Source organism: Arthrobacter sp. Y3222053, assembly GCF_059092805.1.
In genome coordinates this window covers 334,987-351,992 of record NZ_JBNHIA010000003.1, presented here as the reverse complement: position 1 = coordinate 351,992, position 17,006 = coordinate 334,987, and the positions used below count along the sequence as shown (strand labels likewise).

Below are 17,006 nucleotides of genomic sequence, written 5' to 3'. Positions count from 1 at the left end.
GCTGCCGACGAGGTCCGCCTGGAGATGGCCGCCGAAACGGCCGGCGGGCAGCTGCCGCCGCCGGCCGCCGCCGTCGGCGCCACCCTTGCCCCGGAGACCGACGCCCCGCGCGGAGTGCTTGAACGCATCGTCACCGGCAGCGCGCTGGTTTCGGTGCTCTCCGTGCTCATGGCGCTGGTGGTCGGCGGCATCCTGATCGCCCTGACCAACGAAGAGGCCACGGAGGCCGCCGGATACCTGTTCGCCCGCCCCGGCGACTTCTTCGGCGCCGCCTGGGACGCCGCTGCGGGAGCCTACTACTCCCTGTTCCAGGGCTCGATCATCAACCTGGAGGCTGACACCTTCACCCGGATGATCTATCCGCTGACCCAGACGCTGACCACAGCCACCCCGCTGATCTGCGCCGGCCTCGGCGTCGCCCTGGCCTTCCGCGCCGGCCTGTTCAACATCGGCGCCCAGGGGCAGATCGTGATGGGCGCCGCGCTGGCTGCCTGGGTCGGGTTCACCTGGCAGCTGCCCTTCGGGCTGCACCTGCTGCTGGTGATTATCGCCGGCCTGCTGGGCGGGGCCATCTGGGGCGGCATCGCCGGCCTGCTCAAGGCCCGCACTGGTGCCCACGAGGTGATCGTCACGATCATGCTCAACTACGTCGCAATCCAGCTGGTGGCCTTCCTGCTGACCACCCCCGGCTTCCAGCGGGAGGGGTCGAACAACCCGATCAGCCCCCAGCTGAACGACACCGCCATGTTCCCCAAGCTGCTGGGCGAGAGCTTCCGCCTGCACTGGGGCTTCGTGCTGGCCATCCTGGCCACCGTCTTCGTCTGGTGGCTGCTGAACCGCTCCACGGTCGGCTTCGAGCTGCGCGCCGTCGGCGCCAACCCCGACGCTGCCCGCAACGCGGGCATCAGCACCACCAAGGGCTACGTGGTGGTCATGCTCATCGCCGGCGCGCTCTCCGGCCTGGCCGGCGTCTCCCAGGTCTCCGGCACCGAACGCGTGCTGACCAGCGAAGTGGCGGCAAGCTTCGGCTTCGACGCGATCACCGTCGCCCTGCTCGGCCGCTCCACCCCGTGGGGCACCTTCGCGGCAGGGCTGCTGTTCGGCGCCTTCCGTGCCGGCGGCGTGGCCATGCAGACCAACACGGGCACCAGCATCGACATTGTCCTGGTGGTGCAGTCCCTGATCGTGCTGTTCATCGCGGCCCCGCCGCTGGTGCGCTCCCTGTTCAGGATCCCGCCGCCCGGTGCGTTCCGCACCACCCGCAAGCGCACCGATGCCGCTGAAGCAGCCGGAGGAGCAGCATGAGCACCGCCACCACCACATCCTCCGCGCCCGCACCGGCGCCTGAAGCCGCCGTCGTCCGCAGCTGGAAGACGCCCATCCTGCTCGGCGTGCTGGCACTGCTGGGCCTGGGCGGCTTCGCGCTGGGCGCGCCGGACAGCGACGTCACCTTCCGCCTGACCGACCCCAACGCCGCGCTGACCCTGCCCGACCTCGTGTTCTCCGCCGCAGCCTTCGGCTGGGCTGCGGCCGTGGTCCTGGTGCTGGCGGCGGCCTGGGCCTTCGTGCTGGTCCGCAGCGGCCGCCGGATTCCGATCTGGCTGCCGATCATCTTCGGCGTGGTGTTCGTCGCCGCGTTCCTGTCCTGGGCCGTCGGCAGCGCCAACACCCCCAACGTGGCGCTGTACGGGCTGCTCGCCGGGTCCATCTCGCTGGCCATTCCGCTGATCTTCGGCTCGCTTTCCGGCGTGCTGTGCGAGCGGGCCGGCGTGGTGAACATCGCCATCGAGGGGCAGCTGCTCTTCGGTGCCTTCGCCGCCGCCGTGGCCGGCACCGTTTCCGGCAACGCGTTCGTCGGCCTGCTGGCCGCCGCGGTCGCCGGTGTGCTGGTGTCCCTGGTGCTGGCGGTGTTCAGCATCAAGTACATCGTCAACCAGGTGATCGTGGGCGTGGTGCTGAACGTCCTGGTCTCCGGCCTGACCGGGTTCCTGTTCTCCACGGTGCTCAGCGCCAACCCCTCCGAGCTGAACTCCGCACCCCGGCTGCCCAACATCCGGATCCCGTTCCTGGCCGATATTCCGATCCTGGGCCCGATCCTGTTCGACCAGTCACTGATCGGCTACCTGATGTACTTCGCGGTTGCGGCGATCTGGTTCGGGCTCTTCCACACCCGCTGGGGCCTGCGCACCCGTGCCGTCGGCGAGCACCCCAAGGCGGCCGACACCCTGGGCGTCAACGTGAACCGGACCCGGTTCACGAACGTGCTCATGGCCGGTGCGGTGGCGGGCATCGGCGGGTCGTTCTTCACGCTGGTCTCGGTCTCCAGCTTCGGCCGGGACATGACCGGCGGCCAGGGCTACATCGCCCTCGCCGCCCTCATCCTGGGCCGCTGGAACCCGCTCGGCGCCGTGGCCGCGGCGCTGCTGTTCGGCTTCGCCACGAACCTGCAGTACGTGCTCGGGCTGCTCGGCACCTCGGTGCCCAGCCAGTTCCTGGCCATGCTGCCCTACGTGGTCACGATCTTCGCCGTCGCCGGCGTCGTGGGCCGCTCCCGTGGCCCGGCGGCCAGCGGCGTGCCGTACATCAAGGGATAACCGCACGCGGGACCGGCGGCCGGGCAACCGGCAGCCGGTCCCGCTGCGCATCGCGGCCGTTCCGGCCGCGAGGGAAGGAAACCATGACCGAGAACATCCCCGCCGTGGACTGGGACGTGCTCCTGGAGCACGCCCGCGCCGCCCTGGCCCACGCCTACGTGCCCTACTCCAAGTACCCGGTCGGCGCCGCCGCCCTCACCGAGGACGGCCGGATCGTCTCCGGCTGCAACGTCGAGAACGCCTCCTACGGGCTGACACTGTGCGCTGAATGCTCGCTGATCAGCCAGCTCAACATGACCGGCGGCGGACGGCTCGCCGCCTTCACCTGCGTGGACGGCGAAGGCGCCATCCTGATGCCGTGCGGGCGCTGCCGCCAGCTGCTCTACGAATTCCGTGCCCCCGGAATGCAGCTGCTCACCGTCAGCGGCATCCGCAGCATGGACGAGGTCCTGCCCGACGCCTTCGGCCCCCAGCATCTGGAAGGAAACACCCCCGCATGAACCCCAAGGACTTTGACGCCGTCGACATCATCCGCACCAAGCGCGACGGCGGCACCCTGAGCCCCGAAGCCATCGACTGGACGATCGACGCCTACACCCGCGGCACCATCGCCGATGAGCAGATGGCGGCCCTGAACATGGCGATCCTGCTGCGCGGCATGGACCGCGCCGAAATCTCCCGCTGGACGGCCGCCATGATCGCCTCCGGGGAGCGGATGGACTTCTCCTCGCTGGGCAAGCCCACCGCCGACAAGCACTCCACCGGCGGCGTGGGGGACAAGATCACCCTGCCGCTGGCACCGCTGGTCGCCGTCTTCGGCGTCGCCGTTCCGCAGCTCTCCGGCCGCGGCCTCGGCCACACCGGCGGCACCCTGGACAAGCTCGAGGCCATCCCCGGCTGGCGGGCCGCCCTCTCCAACGATGAGCTGATGCGCCAGCTGTCCGACGTCGGCGCCGTCATCTGCGCGGCCGGCGCCGGACTCGCCCCCGCCGACAAGAAGCTCTACGCCCTGCGCGACGTGACCGGCACCGTCGAGGCCATCCCGCTGATCGCCTCCTCGATCATGAGCAAGAAGATCGCCGAAGGCACCGACTCGCTGGTGCTGGACGTCAAGGTCGGCTCCGGCGCCTTCATGAAGGACGAGGCGAAGGCCCGCGAGCTCGCCGAGACCATGGTGGCGCTGGGCACCGATGCCGGCGTGCGCACCGTGGCGCTGCTGACCGACATGTCCACCCCGCTGGGTTTGACCGCCGGCAACGCCATCGAGGTCGAGGAGTCCGTGGAGGTCCTGGCCGGCGGCGGGCCCGAGGACGTCGTGGAGCTCACCGTCCGCCTGGCCGAGGAAATGCTGACCGCTGCCGGGCGGCCGGACGCCGACCCGGCAGCGGCGCTGAAGGACGGCCGGGCCATGGACGTCTGGCGGCGGATGATCGCTGCCCAGGGCGGGGACCCGGACGCCAAGCTGCCCGTGGCGAAGGAATCGGAGACCATCTACGCGCCGGCCGACGGCGTCCTGGTGGAACTCGACGCCCTCGCGGTGGGCGTCGCGGCCTGGCGCCTCGGCGCCGGGCGGGCCCGCAAAGAGGACGCGGTGCAGGCCGGTGCCGGCGTGCGGATGCACGCCAAGCCCGGCGCCGTCGTCCGGGCGGGAGAGCCGCTGATGACGCTGCTGACCGACACCCCGGAGAAGTTCGACCGCGCCCGGGAAGCGCTGGCCGAGGCCGTCACCATCGCTCCGGAGGGCGCACGGAGCGGCCGCCGGCTGGTCATCGACCGCATCGCCTAGGCCTGGATCGCCGGCATCCACGCGGTTGGTTTCCGCGGATTTCCACAGTCCGGAAATCCGCGGAAACCAAACGGATGCCGGCGTCGTTGGACGAGTCAGACCCCCAGCACTAGGAGCGCCGCCCCATTGGACGTCCTGAACGCCTTGATGGACAGCATCAACACCTTTGTCCTGACCCATGCCGGCCAGCCGTGGGTGTACGCGGTGCTCTTCGCCGGGTGCCTGATCGACGGGTTCTTCCCGCCGGTGCCCAGCGAATCGCTGGTGGTGGGCCTGGCCGCACTGGTCTACGCGGCGGACGGACCGAACGCCTGGGCGATTTTCGGCGTCGCGGCCGCCGGGGCGTTCCTGGGCGACAACCTGGCCTACGCCATCGGCCGCGGCATCGGCACCGACCGCTGGCGCTGGATGCGCAGCCCGCGCATGCAGCGCGGCATCGTCTGGGCCCGGCGTGAGCTTGACCGCCGCGCCGTATCGCTGATCCTGGTGGCGCGCTTCATCCCCATCGGCCGGGTCGTCGTGAACCTGGGCGCGGGGGCCACCCGCTATCCGCGGACCTGGTTCATTCCCCTCACCGGGTTTTCCGCCCTCGCCTGGGCCGGGTACAGCACCGCGATCGGCGTCCTCGCCGGGGCGTGGTTCAAGGACAACCAGATGCTTGGCGTGGTGGTGGCCGTCGCGGTGGCCCTGGTCCTGGGCGTGCTGATTGACAAGGTGATCAGCAGGCTGCGCGGCACCACGCCGATGCGCCGGGACAACCCGGCGGAGGAGGGGACCGAGGAGGCCGAGGAAGCCGCCTGAACCGCCGGCCTGGACCAACGCTCCCGTAGAGTGGAGCTGTGACTGAGCCTCTTACCTCCGAAAACACCGCCTCCGCCGCCGGCCTGGACATCCGCTCGCTGCCGAAGGTGTCCCTGCACGACCATCTCGACGGCGGCCTGCGGCCGGCCACCATCATCGAGCTGGCCGCCGAAATCGGCCACGACCTTCCCTCCACCGATCCGGTCGCGCTCGGCCAGTGGTTCCGCGACTCCGCGGACTCCGGCTCCCTGGTGCGCTACCTCGAAACCTTCGACCACACCATCGCCGTGATGCAGACCCGCGAGGGCCTGATCCGCGTGGCCCGCGAGTTCGTCGAGGACCTGGCCGACGACGGCGTCGTCTACGGAGAAGTCCGCTGGGCGCCTGAACAGCACCTGCGCGCCGGCCTGAGCCTGGACGAAGCGGTCGAGGCCGTGCAGGAAGGCCTGGAGCAGGGCGTGGAGGCGGCTGAGCAGCAGGGCCGGCTGATCCAGGTCGGGCAGCTGATCACCGCCATGCGGCACGCCGACCGGGCCATGGAGATCGCCGAACTGGCCGTCCGGCACCGCGACCGCGGCGTCGTCGGCTTCGACATCGCCGGCGCCGAGGACGGATTCCCGCCCTCGCGCTTCAAGGACGCCTTCACCTACCTGGCCGAGCAGCAGTTCCCCGCCACCGTGCACGCCGGCGAGGCCGCCGGTGTCGAGTCCATCGTGGACGCGCTCGTGCACGGCCGGGCGCTGCGCCTGGGCCACGGCGTGCGCATCGCCGAGGACATCGAGGTGGACTTCGAGGACGAGGAGCTGACCGCCCAGGAGCAGAACGCCGACGTCGGCATGGTCACCCTGGGCCGGGTCGCCGCCTGGGTGCGGGACCGGGGCATCGCCCTGGAGATCTGCCCGTCCTCGAACCTGCAGACCGGCGCCGTGTCCGGCTTCGGCGAGAGCATCTACGAGCACCCGATCGACCTGCTGTTCCAGACCGGATTCCAGGTCACGGTGAACACCGACAACCGCCTGATGAGCGGCGTCAGCCTCACCGACGAGTTCGAACTGCTCGTCGAGACCTTCGACTACGACCTCGACGACATCCTCGAGCTGACCATGAACGCCGTCAACGCCGCGTTCCTGCCGCTGGAGGAGCGCGAGGTGCTGGCCGCGTACATCACCGAAGGGTTCACCGCTGCCCGCGGCTGAGCCGGCCGACGGCCTGGGCGGGCGCTTCGAGCGCCTCGCCCGGGTCATCGCCGACCTGCGCACGCACTGCCCGTGGACCCGGCAGCTGGACCACCGGTCGCTGCTGGAGTACCTCGTCGAGGAAGCCTACGAGGTGGTCGAGCAGGTCGAAACCGGCGCGACCGACAGGGAAGACGCAGCGGGCTTCCGCAGCGAACTGGGCGACGTGCTGCTGCAGGTCCTGCTGCACGCCCGCATCCAGGAGGAAGCCGGGCACTTCGGCGTCGGGGACGTGCTGGACGCGCTCACGGAGAAGATGATCCGCCGCAACCCGCACGTGTTCACCCCCGACGGCGCCGTCCGCGGCGGCATCCCGCAGGACCCGGCCGAAATCGAACGGGCCTGGGACGCCGCCAAGCGCACCGAGGCACCCGGGCGGAACGTCTTCGACGGCGTCCCGGCCTCGCTGCCGGCCCTGCTGCTGGCGGCAAAGGTGCAGTCCAGGGCCCGCCGTGCCGGCGTGCCGGTGCCTGCACGGGGCCGGCCGGGGCCGGCGGAGGACGAAGCGCCCTCCACCCGGGAGACGCCCGCCGGTGCGGGCCGCTGGGCGGACGAGGACCAGCTGGGCGAGGACCTGTTCGACATGGTCCGCCGGGCCGGAGAGCAGGGGCTGGACGCCGAGGCGGCCCTGCGGTCGGCGGTCCGCCGCTTCACCGCCGACGCGGGCGGGAACAGCCGTCCGCAACCTGAGGACGGAGCCTCGGGCCACGGGGACCCATTGGCGTAAAGGGAGCTTACGGGGTGGGCTGCGTCAACTAGGCTGGGAGCAGACAGCGTGGTCCCTGACATGGGACCGGCGCTGGTGCCATTCCAAGTTCCAACGACAGGAGCATTTCCATGGCCATCATCGATGCCATCCACGCCCGCGAGATCCTTGATTCCCGTGGCAACCCCACGGTCGAGGTCGAGGTGCTGCTCGACGACGACACCTTCGGCCGCGCCGCTGTTCCCTCCGGCGCCTCCACCGGCGCGTTCGAAGCCAACGAGCGCCGCGACGGCGAGAAGAACCGCTACCAGGGCAAGGGCGTGCTGCAGGCCGTGGAGGCCGTGATCGAGCAGATCCAGCCCGCCCTGCTGGGCTTCGATGCCGCCGATCAGCGCGCCATCGACCAGGCCATGCTGGACCTGGACGGCACCGACAACAAGTCCAGCCTCGGCGCCAACGCCATCCTCGGCGTGTCCCTGGCCGTGGCCCGCGCCGCCGCCGAGTCCGCTGCCCTGCCGCTGTACCGGTACCTGGGCGGCCCGAACGCCCACATCCTGCCGGTGCCGCTGATGAACATCCTCAACGGCGGCTCGCACGCCGACTCCGACGTCGACATCCAGGAATTCATGATCGTTCCGCTCGGTGCGTCCACCTACTCCGAGGCGCTGCGCTGGGGCGTGGAGGTCTACCACAACCTCAAGAGCGTCCTGAAGGAACAGGGCCTGTCCACCGGCCTGGGCGACGAGGGCGGCTTCGCCCCGAACCTGCCCTCCAACCGGGCCGCCCTGGACCTGATCCTCGAGGCGATCCGCCGGGCCGGCTACGAGCCTGGCCGCGACATCGCGCTGGCCCTGGACGTGGCCAGCTCCGAGTTCTACAAGGACGGCGCCTACGTCTTCGAGGGCACCAACCGTTCCGCCGAGGAGATGAGCGCCTATTACGAGGAGCTCGTGCGCGACTACCCGCTGGTCTCCATCGAGGATCCGCTGGACGAAGAGGACTGGGACGGCTGGCAGGCCCTGACCGCCCGCCTGGGCGACAAGGTCCAGCTGGTGGGCGATGACCTGTTCGTCACCAACCCGGCCCGCCTGGCGACCGGCATCAAGAACAACGCCGCCAACTCGCTGCTGGTGAAGGTCAACCAGATCGGCACCCTGTCCGAGACCCTGGACGCGATCACCATGGCCCAGCGCGCCGGGTACACGACGATCACCTCGCACCGTTCCGGTGAAACCGAGGACACCACGATCGCCGACATCTGCGTTGCGACCAACGCCGGCCAGATCAAGACCGGTGCACCGGCCCGCTCCGAGCGCGTGGCCAAGTACAACCAGCTGCTGCGCATCGAGGAGGAGCTGGACGACTCGGCACGCTACGCCGGGCGCAGCGCCTTCCCGCGTTTCTCGGCCTAGCGCACCGGGGCCGCCGGGTACCCTCGAAGGGAGGGCACCCGGCGGCCTTTTGCGTATCCGCCGCACCTCCCGCCGGCCGGCAGGCGGCCGACGGCCCAGCGCAGAGGAGTTCCATGTCCACCCGACGGCCCAAAGTGCCCCGGCAGCCGGCGGCAGCAGCGTCCCACCGGCCGGAACCCGGCGCACCGGCCCGCCCCCGGCCGCCCGCCGGTGCCGACGTCCGGCGCGCCAAGGCCGCTGCGGAGGGCCCGGGGGAGGGCACCGGGACGGGCCGGGATCCGCAGACGGAACGGACGGCGGGCACCGGGCGCGGCGGTCGTCCGCGCGACACGGACACGCCGGCAGCCGGGCGTGCGGCGCGGAGCGAGGAACGTTCCCGCCGCAGGGCCGAAGCCAGGGCGGAGCTCGAAGGGGCCATCCGCACCGGCGTGGACGGATCCGGGCAGAAGGCCCCCTCGGGCGGCGCGGGCGTCCAGGACAGCGACTTCCGGCCCGTTCCGGCCAAGGCCTTTTCCGGGCGGCTGCTGGCGCTGGGGCTGGTGATGCTGGCCATCACGGTGCTGCTGGCGCCGTCGGTGCACACCTGGGCCCAGCAGCGCAGCGAGATCGCCGCCCTGGAAGCCGAGATCGCCGCCGCCCGGGCCGAGCAGGAAGGCCTCGAACACCAGCTGGAGCGCTGGGAGGATCCCGCCTTCGTCCGGCAGCAGGCACGGGACCGCATCTTCCTGGTCCTGCCGGGAGACCGCACCTACCTGGTCAAGGGCGAGGACGGGGTCCAGGCCGTGGAGCAGGACGCCGCGGCGCAGGAAGCCGAGGACCTGCAGTGGGTGGATGAACTCTGGGAGTCCGTCCGCCAGGCGGCCACTGCTCCCTGACGGCAGGCCCCGCGAAGGCTGCGCCGCCCGCGGAAGATCGTGGCGGTCCCGGAGGAAGGCGCCCCGAGGCTCCGGGCGAAGTAATCTGGTAGCTGCGCCTTTTCGGCGCGCCCTGTTCCCACCCGGGCCGCTACGGCCCCCAGGAAGGATGCCCCGGCATGACCCGCAACCAGCGCACGCCCAGCCAGGAAGACCTGGAGACCCTGAGCAGGCAGCTCGGGCGACCGGTCCGCGACGTCGTCGAAATCGGTGCCCGCTGCGTCTGCGGCAATCCGCTGGTGGCCACCACGGCGCCGCGGCTGGGCAACGGGATTCCCTTCCCGACGACCTTCTACCTCACCCACCCCGTCATCACCGCGGCCGTGTCACGGCTGGAGGCGGCAGGGCTGATGACCCGGATGACCGAACGCCTCGAACAGGACGCCGAGCTCGCCGAGCGCTACCGCGCCGCCCACGAGCACTACCTGCAGATGCGCGACGACATCGGTGAGCGCTCCGGCACCGGGGCGGTGCCGGAGATCGCCGGCGTATCCGCCGGCGGCATGCCCAACCGGGTCAAGTGCCTCCATGTGCTGGTCGGACACTCGCTGGCCGCCGGCCGGGGAGTCAACCCGCTCGGCGACGAGGCGCTGGACGCGATCGCGGAATGGTGGACGCCCGAGCGCTGTTACTGTGACGGAGCCTGGGACACCGCAGGCGAGGCGCCCTCCCGCGATCTGAGCCGGCATACCCGCACCCAGGGCCTGACCGCCGAGGAGATCGAGGCCAAGCGGGCCGCCCGCCGCTCCGCCAGGCCTGCCGGCACCGATCCGAACAACGAGGGGGAGAACATGGACGCGTCGAACAGCACCATCCGGGTGGCCGCAGTGGACTGCGGCACCAACTCGATCCGCCTGCTGATCGCCGACGTGGACCCGGCCGCCGGCACGCTCACCGACGTCGTGCGCCAGATGCGGGTGGTGCGCCTGGGGCAGGACGTCGATGCCACCGGACGTCTCGCCCCCGAAGCCCTCGAGCGCACCTTCGCGGCCACTGAAGACTACGCGGCGATGATCCGCGAGCACGGGGCGGAACGGATCCGCTTCGTCGCCACCTCGGCCAGCCGCGACGCGGAGAACCGCAGCGAGTTCGTTGACGGCATCCGGGCCCGGCTCGGCGTCGAGCCTGAAGTCATCAGCGGAGACGAGGAAGCGGCACTGTCCTTCGCCGGGGCGGCCAGCGTGTTCGGTGACACCGGAAGCGCCCGGACCCTCGTCGTCGACCTCGGCGGCGGCAGCACCGAGTTCGTCCTCGGCACCGCCGACGGCGTCACCGCCGCCCGCAGCACGGACATGGGCTGCGTGCGCTACACCGAGCGCTACCTGCGGTCCAACCCGCCCACGGAGGCGGAGATCGCCGCGGCCCGGGCCGACGTCCTGGACCAGATCGCCCAGACGCTGGAGACCGTGCCGCTGGCCGATGCCGACCGGCTGGTCGGCGTGGCGGGGACCATCACCACCGTCACCGCGCATGCCCTGCAGCTGCCGGGCTACGAGCCGGCCCGGATCAACGGCGCCGAGCTCGCCGTCGACCAGGTCACCGCCGCCGCACAGGACCTGCTGGCGATGGACCGCGACAGCCGCGCCCGCCTGCCGTACATGCATCCGGGACGCGTCGACGTGATCGGTGCCGGCGCGCTCATCTGGGCCACCATCGTGGACCGGGTCCACGAACTCACCGACGGGCGGGTGGCGACGGCGGTGGCCAGCGAGCATGACATCCTCGACGGCATTGCCCTGAGCGCCGCCCGGTGACGCCCGGCATGGCGAAGGATCCGCACCCGCCCGCCCGCCGCAGGAGCGGAAACGCCGTCCGCCCGGTCCGGGCCGCCGCGGTGCTGGCCTCCGTCCTGCTGCTGCCGCTGCTGCAGGCACCGGCGGCGCAGGCGGACGAATGGCGGGACCGGCAGTACTGGCTGTCCGACTACGGCATCACCGACGCGTGGAAGATATCCCGCGGGGAAGGGGTCAAGGTGGCCGTCATCGACACCGGCATCGACTCCAGCCACCCCGATCTCGCCGGCGCCGTGACGGCCGGCACCGATGTCTCCGGCGCCGGTGCGCCCGACGGGACCTCCAGCCTCGGGCCGAACCGCGAACACGGCACCCTGGTCGCCACCCTCCTGGCGGGCCGGGGCCATGTGGGGGAGGACAGCGAGAAACCGAAGGACGGCAAGCCGAACCCCGACGGCGTCATCGGCGTCGCCCCGGCGGCGGAGCTGCTCTCCGTCTCGGCCTGGATCGGCGGATCGAACCCTGGAGGCATACCCATCGAGGAGCAGATACCGCAGGCCGTGCGCTGGGCGGTGGACAGCGGCGCCAAGGTGATCAACATGTCCCTGGGCAGCACCAGCACCGCCTGGCCCGAAAGCTGGGACGACGCCTTCCTCTACGCCGAACAGAACGACGTCGTGATTGTGGCCGCCGCAGGCAACCGCGGCGGCGGCATCACCCAGGTGGGCGCTCCGGCGACCATTCCGGGCGTGCTGACCGTCGCCGGCCTGGACCGCGGGGGCGAAGCCAGCGTGGACTCCTCGGCTCAGGGCATCAGCATTGCCGTGGCCGCCCCGGCGGAGGAGCTGATCGGCGGGATGCCCGAGGGCGCCTCCCGCTACGCGCGGTGGAGCGGATCCAGCGCCGCAGCGCCCATCGTCGCCGGCGTCGCGGCCCTGATCCGCTCGGCCTACCCCGAGCTCAGCGCCGCCGATGTCATCAACCGGATCATCACCACCGCAGAGGATCGGGGGGATCCGGGCCTGGATCCGATCTACGGCTACGGCGTCCTGGACGCCGCAGCCGCGGTGGGCCCGGGCCTGCCCGGCGCGGCCGTGAATCCGCTGGGTACCATCGAAGAGTGGATCCGCATCCACCGCCGCGGCAGCACCCCGGACGACGCCGCGGTACCCCCGCCGGTGGGCGAGCCGGCGCCGGACATCCCCGCCGCCGCGGCACCCGAGCCGAAGGCCTCCGGACTGGAATCCGAGGCGCTCCCCGCCGTGCTGGTACTGGGGTTCGGCGCCCTGACGGCGGGCATCGCGGCGGCCGGAGCGGTCCGCATCCGCCGGGTACGCCGGGATGGAGGCGAAGCGCCGGAAACCCTGCCCGGAGCAGGCCCGGACGGCGGCGGCAGCTGACCGGCGGGCGGCACGAAAAGCAGCGCCGGGACGGCGCCGACACAGCTCGTGAAGCTTTTCACAAATAGCGTTAGGATTGGACTCATGGCATCGAACACCCAGTTCTCTGATCGCCCGCGGATCCTTGTGGTCGGCGGCGGATACGTTGGTCTCTACGTGGCCAAGAACCTCCAGAAGAAGGTCAAGGCCCAGGGCGGCATTGTCACGGTAGTGGATCCGCTGCCGTACATGACCTACCAGCCCTTCCTGCCCGAGGTGGCAGCCGGCACCATCGAGGCCCGCCACGCCGTGGTCTCGCACCGGATGCACCTGAAGGACACCGAGCTGATCGCAGGCAAGGTCACCGGCGTCGACCACGCCGCGCGTACCGCCACCGTCGAGCCGGCCGACGGCAGCCCGTCCTTCCAGCTGCCCTACACCGACGTCGTGATGGCAGCGGGCTCAATCACCCGCACCTTCCCGATTCCGGGCCTGGCGGAGAGCGGCATCGGCCTGAAGACCATCGAGGAAGCCCTCTCGCTGCGCAACAAGATCCTCGAGCGGATCGAAACCGCCTCCCTGATGGAGGACGAAGCCGCCCGGAAGCGCGCGCTGACCTTCGTCGTCGTCGGCGGCGGCTTTGCCGGCATCGAAACCCTCACCGAGATCGAGGACATGGCCCGCGCCGCCGTCCGCGAGAACGACCGCCTCAAGCGCGAGGACCTGCGCTTCGTCATGATCGAGGCCATGGGCCGCGTGATGCCCGAGGTGACCCAGGAACAGGCCGAGTGGGTTGTTTCCGACATGCGCTCCCGCGGCATCGAGGTGCTGCTGAACACCTCCCTCGCCTCCGCCGAGAACGGTGAGCTGAAGCTCATCAACATGGCCGACAAGTCCCCGGCCGGGGAGTTCGCCACCGACACCCTGATCTGGACCGCCGGCGTGCAGGCCAACCCCATGGTGCGCGCCACCGACTTCCCGATCGATGACCGCGGCCGCGTGCGTGCCAACGCCGAGCTGCGGATCACCGGCGACGACGGCCCCCTTGAGGGCGCCTGGGCCGCCGGCGACGTCGCGGCCGTGCCGGATCTCACCGGCGGCGGCGTGGGCGGCTTCTGCGTGCCGAACGCCCAGCACGCCGTCCGCCAGGCCAAGCTGCTGGCGAAGAACATCTACGCCGCACGCTTCGGCGAGGGCACCGTGAAGGAATACCGCCACGAGAACCTCGGTGCGGTGGCCGGCATGGGCCAGTACAAGGGCGTGGCCAACCTCAAGCCGTTCGGCAAGGCCATCGGCCTGAAGGGCTTCCCGGCCTGGCTGGCGCACCGCGGCTACCACGGCCTGGCCATGCCGATGTACGAGCGCAAGGCCCGGGTCATCTCCGGCTGGCTGCTGAACGTGGCCTTCGGCCGCGACCTCACCCAGCTGCTGCACCTGAAGACCCCGCGCGCGGCGTTCGAAGCGGCGGCGACTCCGGCGAAGAAGCCCGCCGAAAAGAAGTAACGGCCCCGGCCGGTTGTTGACGGCGGCGGTTCCCTTCGGGGGCCGCCGCCGCTGCCGTTTCCAGCCCCGCTTTTCCCCGGCCCGCAGCCGTACATTAGGCTGGACTGATGTCCGGCAGATGCCCGGACGGCACGCCCCAGTAGCCCAATTGGCAGAGGCATCGGACTTAAAATCCGCGTGTTGTGGGTTCGAGTCCCACCTGGGGTACCCCTGAGCCGTGGCTGCCTTTGGGCCGCCCTGGTCGCCCTCCCGGGCCCGTGCGCCCGGCCTCTGTCCGTGGCGCGCGCCCTGTGTCCGCGCCCTTCGCGCCCCGTCCTCCGTCATTGCGCAAGTTGCTGGTGTGACGAGCGTTACAAGGATGTAACCGGAAACTCTTATGTTGGACACGAGATTCCATTAGCTTTCTTCTCACTCAGGCATTACAGCTGGGCCTTCGCCTGCAGGCGGGCCTTTGATCGGGGAGAGAAACACCTATGACTGCACCAAACACTGGCGCACGCCTTGGCCGGGGCCAGGCCAGGGCCGCCAAGCTCGCAGCACTTGGGCTCGGTTTCGTGATGTTCACCACCGCCTGCAGCGGCGGCGGTGATTCCGAGTCCGGCGCGACCAACAGCGCCGACGGCGGCAACACGGCGGAGGCCGCCTCGCTGACCTGCCCCACGGGGGAAGGCACCGAAGGTTCGGAGCCGGAAGGGGCCGGCGACGCGTCGGCGGTGCCCGCCTCCACCGGCACCACGGAAACGCCGCTGAAGATCGGCTCGCTGCTTCCCGTCACGGGATCGCTGGCCTACCTCGGCCCGCCGGAAATCGCGGGCGTCAAGCTCGCCGTCCAGCACATCAACGAGGCAGGCGGTGTCCTGGGCCAGGATGTCGAAGCGGTGTACCGGGATTCGGGCGACACCACCACCGACATCGCCACCCAGTCCGTCAATGACCTGCTCGGCCAGGGTGTCAGCGCCGTCGTCGGCGCGGCGTCGTCGGGCGTGTCCAAGCTGGTGATCGGCCAGATCACCGGAGCAGGCGTCATCCAGATTTCGCCGGCCAACACCTCGCCGGACTTCACCACGTGGGACGACGGCGGCCTGTACTGGCGCACCGCTCCCTCGGACGTGCTGCAGGGCACCACCCTGGGCAACTACATCATGGAGTGCGGCGCACAGACGGTCGGCATGATTGTCCTGAACGACGCCTACGGTACGGGCCTGCAGGCCAACGTCACCGAGGCGGTGGAGGCAGCCGGAGGACAGGTGGTCATCTCCGAGATGTTCAACGAGGGCGACTCCCAGTTCAGCAGCCAGGTGGACGCCGTCGTCGGCGCCGACCCCGACGCGATCGTGGTGATCAGCTTCGACCAGGCGAAGAGCATCGTCCCGCTGTTGACCGCCAAGGGCGTGGACCCGTCCCAGCTGTTCTTCGTGGACGGCAACACCTCCGACTACAGCGAGGACCTCGAGGCCGGCACGCTGGAGGGAGCCCAGGGCACCATCCCGGGCCCGTTCGCCTCGCAGTCCTTCAAGGATGAGCTGCTTGCCATCGATCCGGCCCTGAAGGACTGGGCGTACTCCGGTGAGAGCTACGACGCCGTGACGCTGGTTGCCCTGGCCTCCGAGGCCGCCGGCAGCACCGACGGCAAGGCCATTGCCGCGGAGCTGCAGGGCGTGTCGGCCGACGGCGAGAAGTGCTCCGACTTCGCCAGCTGCGTGACGATCCTGCGTGAAGGCGGAGACATCGACTACGACGGCTACTCCGGCCCGGTTACCTTCGACGAGAACGGCGACCCGACCGAGGCATACATCGGCATCTACCGCTTCGATGCGGACAACGTTCCGCAGCCGAGCCAGGCCGAAGTGGGCAGCCTGAACTAAGCAGCCTGCAGCCGGCTGCGGCTGCAGGAGGAGGACCGGCCCCGCCTGGGTCCGGTCCTCCCGCATGTCCGGTCCGGCCCGCCGGCCGGGCAGCACCGGCGGCAGCGTGGCGCGTCTCATGCCGGTTTTTGGCTGATCCGGGGACACAGCCGCGCTGCTGCTGGGTATGCTGTCGCCATGCTCAAGCGATTCGCCGTGCGTGCCGCGGCCGCCGCCGTCGCCCTGGCTGCACTGGTCGCCGGACTTGCCGCCTCGTTCTGCTACCTTGCGTTCTTCTTCCTGCAGTCGGCCCTCGCCGAAGTGGCCGACGTCGGCGGGGAGGATCCGGAGCTCTCCCTGGGGGTGCTGCTCGGCTTGTTCATGGGCCCCTCGCTGCTGGTGGGCGGGCTGGTGGCTGCCTTCATCGGGGCCCGTCGCAGCCGGCGGGCCCTGCTCTCCCGCCGCGGACGGAAGCTCGATGCCGCAGCCCGAAGCCACGCCTGGCGGATGCTCCACGCCCGCCGCGACGACCTGATGGTGCGCTGGTCCCGGTACGAGACCGACGTCGCGCTGATGATCGACTACCCGGTGATGACCGACTACAGCGACCCCGTGATCCGGGAGGTGCTGAAGTCGATGCAGGCGGTCCGGGCGGCGGAGGCGGAAGCCGACGAAAGCCGCGACCCGGCCCGCTCCTCCCTTCGGGCAGCGGTGGACAGGTTCGAGGTGGCGTTCCTGGCCGCCGAACGCCATGCCCGCAGGCTCGGCCAGTCGAAGCTCACTCCGCAGGAGCGCAGCCGGCTCTCGGCGGCACGCACGGCGCTGAACATCATCCTGGATCCCGGGGCTCCTCCATCGGAGGTTGAAGCCGCCCATCGGAGCCTGCGCAGCAGCCTTCGCGGGATCCTTGACCTCCCGCCGCAGGTGATCGCCGGGCTGGAAGCCCGGGCCCGGCCGGCGCGCCCGGCCGCGCAGCCACAGACGCCCGTGCAGCCGCAGGCAGCCCACCTGTCCTAGGTGCGCCGGGGCCGACCCCGGGCAGGAGCAGCGAAGCGCCCCTGCCTTCCCCTGAGGGAAAGGAGGGGCGCTTCGCCGACGG

The 17,006-nt window shown here is 70.8% G+C and carries 14 protein-coding genes, 1 tRNA gene and 1 pseudogene; all 16 read left to right on the top strand.

Annotated features, from left to right (window positions below):
• The first annotated feature begins 24 nt into the window (after nucleotides 1-24).
• Nucleotides 25-1,305: an ABC transporter permease gene (locus tag AC5RUW_RS09645; RefSeq protein WP_494008091.1), complete on the top strand. Its 1,281-nt coding sequence runs from the start codon at nucleotides 25-27 to the stop codon at nucleotides 1,303-1,305.
• Nucleotides 1,302-2,594, top strand: coding sequence for an ABC transporter permease (locus AC5RUW_RS09640; RefSeq protein WP_494160488.1), 1,293 nt, complete (start codon nucleotides 1,302-1,304; stop codon nucleotides 2,592-2,594). Before AC5RUW_RS09645 ends, AC5RUW_RS09640 begins: the two co-directional genes overlap by 4 nt.
• An 83-nt stretch (nucleotides 2,595-2,677) precedes the next feature.
• Nucleotides 2,678-3,094 (top strand): cytidine deaminase, encoded by a 417-nt coding sequence (locus AC5RUW_RS09635; RefSeq protein ID WP_494160487.1) that lies wholly within the window; start codon nucleotides 2,678-2,680, stop codon nucleotides 3,092-3,094.
• Nucleotides 3,091-4,380, top strand: coding sequence for a thymidine phosphorylase (locus tag AC5RUW_RS09630; RefSeq protein WP_494160486.1), 1,290 nt, complete (start codon nucleotides 3,091-3,093; stop codon nucleotides 4,378-4,380). The genes AC5RUW_RS09635 and AC5RUW_RS09630 overlap by 4 nt, the downstream gene beginning before the upstream one ends.
• 147 nt (nucleotides 4,381-4,527) lie before the next feature.
• Nucleotides 4,528-5,181: a DedA family protein gene (locus AC5RUW_RS09625; protein WP_494160803.1), complete on the top strand. Its 654-nt coding sequence runs from the start codon at nucleotides 4,528-4,530 to the stop codon at nucleotides 5,179-5,181.
• A 38-nt stretch (nucleotides 5,182-5,219) separates the two neighbouring features.
• Nucleotides 5,220-6,377, top strand: a complete 1,158-nt coding sequence (locus tag AC5RUW_RS09620) for an adenosine deaminase (protein ID WP_494160485.1) — start codon at nucleotides 5,220-5,222, stop codon at nucleotides 6,375-6,377.
• Nucleotides 6,364-7,143: a MazG nucleotide pyrophosphohydrolase domain-containing protein gene (locus tag AC5RUW_RS09615; RefSeq protein WP_494160802.1), complete on the top strand. Its 780-nt coding sequence runs from the start codon at nucleotides 6,364-6,366 to the stop codon at nucleotides 7,141-7,143. The genes AC5RUW_RS09620 and AC5RUW_RS09615 overlap by 14 nt, the downstream gene beginning before the upstream one ends.
• A gap of 110 nt (nucleotides 7,144-7,253) precedes the next feature.
• Entirely contained in the window at nucleotides 7,254-8,534 is a 1,281-nt protein-coding gene (gene eno / locus AC5RUW_RS09610) for a phosphopyruvate hydratase (RefSeq protein ID WP_494160484.1), read from the top strand.
• A gap of 113 nt (nucleotides 8,535-8,647) precedes the next feature.
• Nucleotides 8,648-9,409 (top strand): septum formation initiator family protein, encoded by a 762-nt coding sequence (locus tag AC5RUW_RS09605; RefSeq protein ID WP_494160483.1) that lies wholly within the window; start codon nucleotides 8,648-8,650, stop codon nucleotides 9,407-9,409.
• A gap of 158 nt (nucleotides 9,410-9,567) precedes the next feature.
• A pseudogene (locus AC5RUW_RS09600) lies at nucleotides 9,568-10,137 on the top strand (DUF501 domain-containing protein); the annotation flags it as partial.
• 102 nt (nucleotides 10,138-10,239) lie between these two features.
• A complete protein-coding gene (locus AC5RUW_RS09595; RefSeq protein WP_494160801.1) occupies nucleotides 10,240-11,202 on the top strand; it encodes a Ppx/GppA phosphatase family protein in 963 nt (320 codons plus the stop codon).
• 8 nt (nucleotides 11,203-11,210) lie between these two features.
• Complete coding sequence (locus AC5RUW_RS09590; RefSeq protein WP_494160482.1) at nucleotides 11,211-12,581, top strand: S8 family serine peptidase; 1,371 nt, start codon at nucleotides 11,211-11,213, stop codon at nucleotides 12,579-12,581.
• Between the two features lie 84 nt (nucleotides 12,582-12,665).
• Nucleotides 12,666-14,063, top strand: coding sequence for an NAD(P)/FAD-dependent oxidoreductase (locus AC5RUW_RS09585; protein WP_494160481.1), 1,398 nt, complete (start codon nucleotides 12,666-12,668; stop codon nucleotides 14,061-14,063).
• A 133-nt stretch (nucleotides 14,064-14,196) separates the two neighbouring features.
• Nucleotides 14,197-14,270: transfer RNA gene (locus AC5RUW_RS09580), tRNA-Leu, on the top strand.
• A 266-nt stretch (nucleotides 14,271-14,536) separates the two neighbouring features.
• On the top strand, nucleotides 14,537-15,928 hold the full coding sequence (locus AC5RUW_RS09575; protein ID WP_494160480.1) for an ABC transporter substrate-binding protein: 1,392 nt from the start codon (nucleotides 14,537-14,539) through the stop codon (nucleotides 15,926-15,928).
• A 177-nt stretch (nucleotides 15,929-16,105) separates the two neighbouring features.
• Entirely contained in the window at nucleotides 16,106-16,924 is an 819-nt protein-coding gene (locus AC5RUW_RS09570) for a hypothetical protein (protein WP_494160479.1), read from the top strand.
• Nucleotides 16,925-17,006 lie beyond the last annotated feature (82 nt).

Bases quoted from the DNA above. Each gene is read 5' to 3' on its own strand.
- AC5RUW_RS09570 (WP_494160479.1), top strand. From the start codon at position 16,106: ATGCTCAAGCGATTCGCCGTGCGTGCCGCGGCCGCCGCCGTCGCCCTG.
- AC5RUW_RS09585 (WP_494160481.1), top strand. From the start codon at position 12,666: ATGGCATCGAACACCCAGTTCTCTGATCGCCCGCGGATCCTTGTGGTC.
- AC5RUW_RS09590 (WP_494160482.1), top strand. From the start codon at position 11,211: ATGGCGAAGGATCCGCACCCGCCCGCCCGCCGCAGGAGCGGAAACGCC.
- eno (WP_494160484.1), top strand. From the start codon at position 7,254: ATGGCCATCATCGATGCCATCCACGCCCGCGAGATCCTTGATTCCCGT.
- AC5RUW_RS09575 (WP_494160480.1), top strand. From the start codon at position 14,537: ATGACTGCACCAAACACTGGCGCACGCCTTGGCCGGGGCCAGGCCAGG.
- AC5RUW_RS09625 (WP_494160803.1), top strand. From the start codon at position 4,528: ATGGACAGCATCAACACCTTTGTCCTGACCCATGCCGGCCAGCCGTGG.
- AC5RUW_RS09635 (WP_494160487.1), top strand. From the start codon at position 2,678: ATGACCGAGAACATCCCCGCCGTGGACTGGGACGTGCTCCTGGAGCAC.
- AC5RUW_RS09645 (WP_494008091.1), top strand. From the start codon at position 25: ATGGCCGCCGAAACGGCCGGCGGGCAGCTGCCGCCGCCGGCCGCCGCC.
- AC5RUW_RS09595 (WP_494160801.1), top strand. From the start codon at position 10,240: ATGGACGCGTCGAACAGCACCATCCGGGTGGCCGCAGTGGACTGCGGC.
- AC5RUW_RS09630 (WP_494160486.1), top strand. From the start codon at position 3,091: ATGAACCCCAAGGACTTTGACGCCGTCGACATCATCCGCACCAAGCGC.
- AC5RUW_RS09640 (WP_494160488.1), top strand. From the start codon at position 1,302: ATGAGCACCGCCACCACCACATCCTCCGCGCCCGCACCGGCGCCTGAA.
- AC5RUW_RS09605 (WP_494160483.1), top strand. From the start codon at position 8,648: ATGTCCACCCGACGGCCCAAAGTGCCCCGGCAGCCGGCGGCAGCAGCG.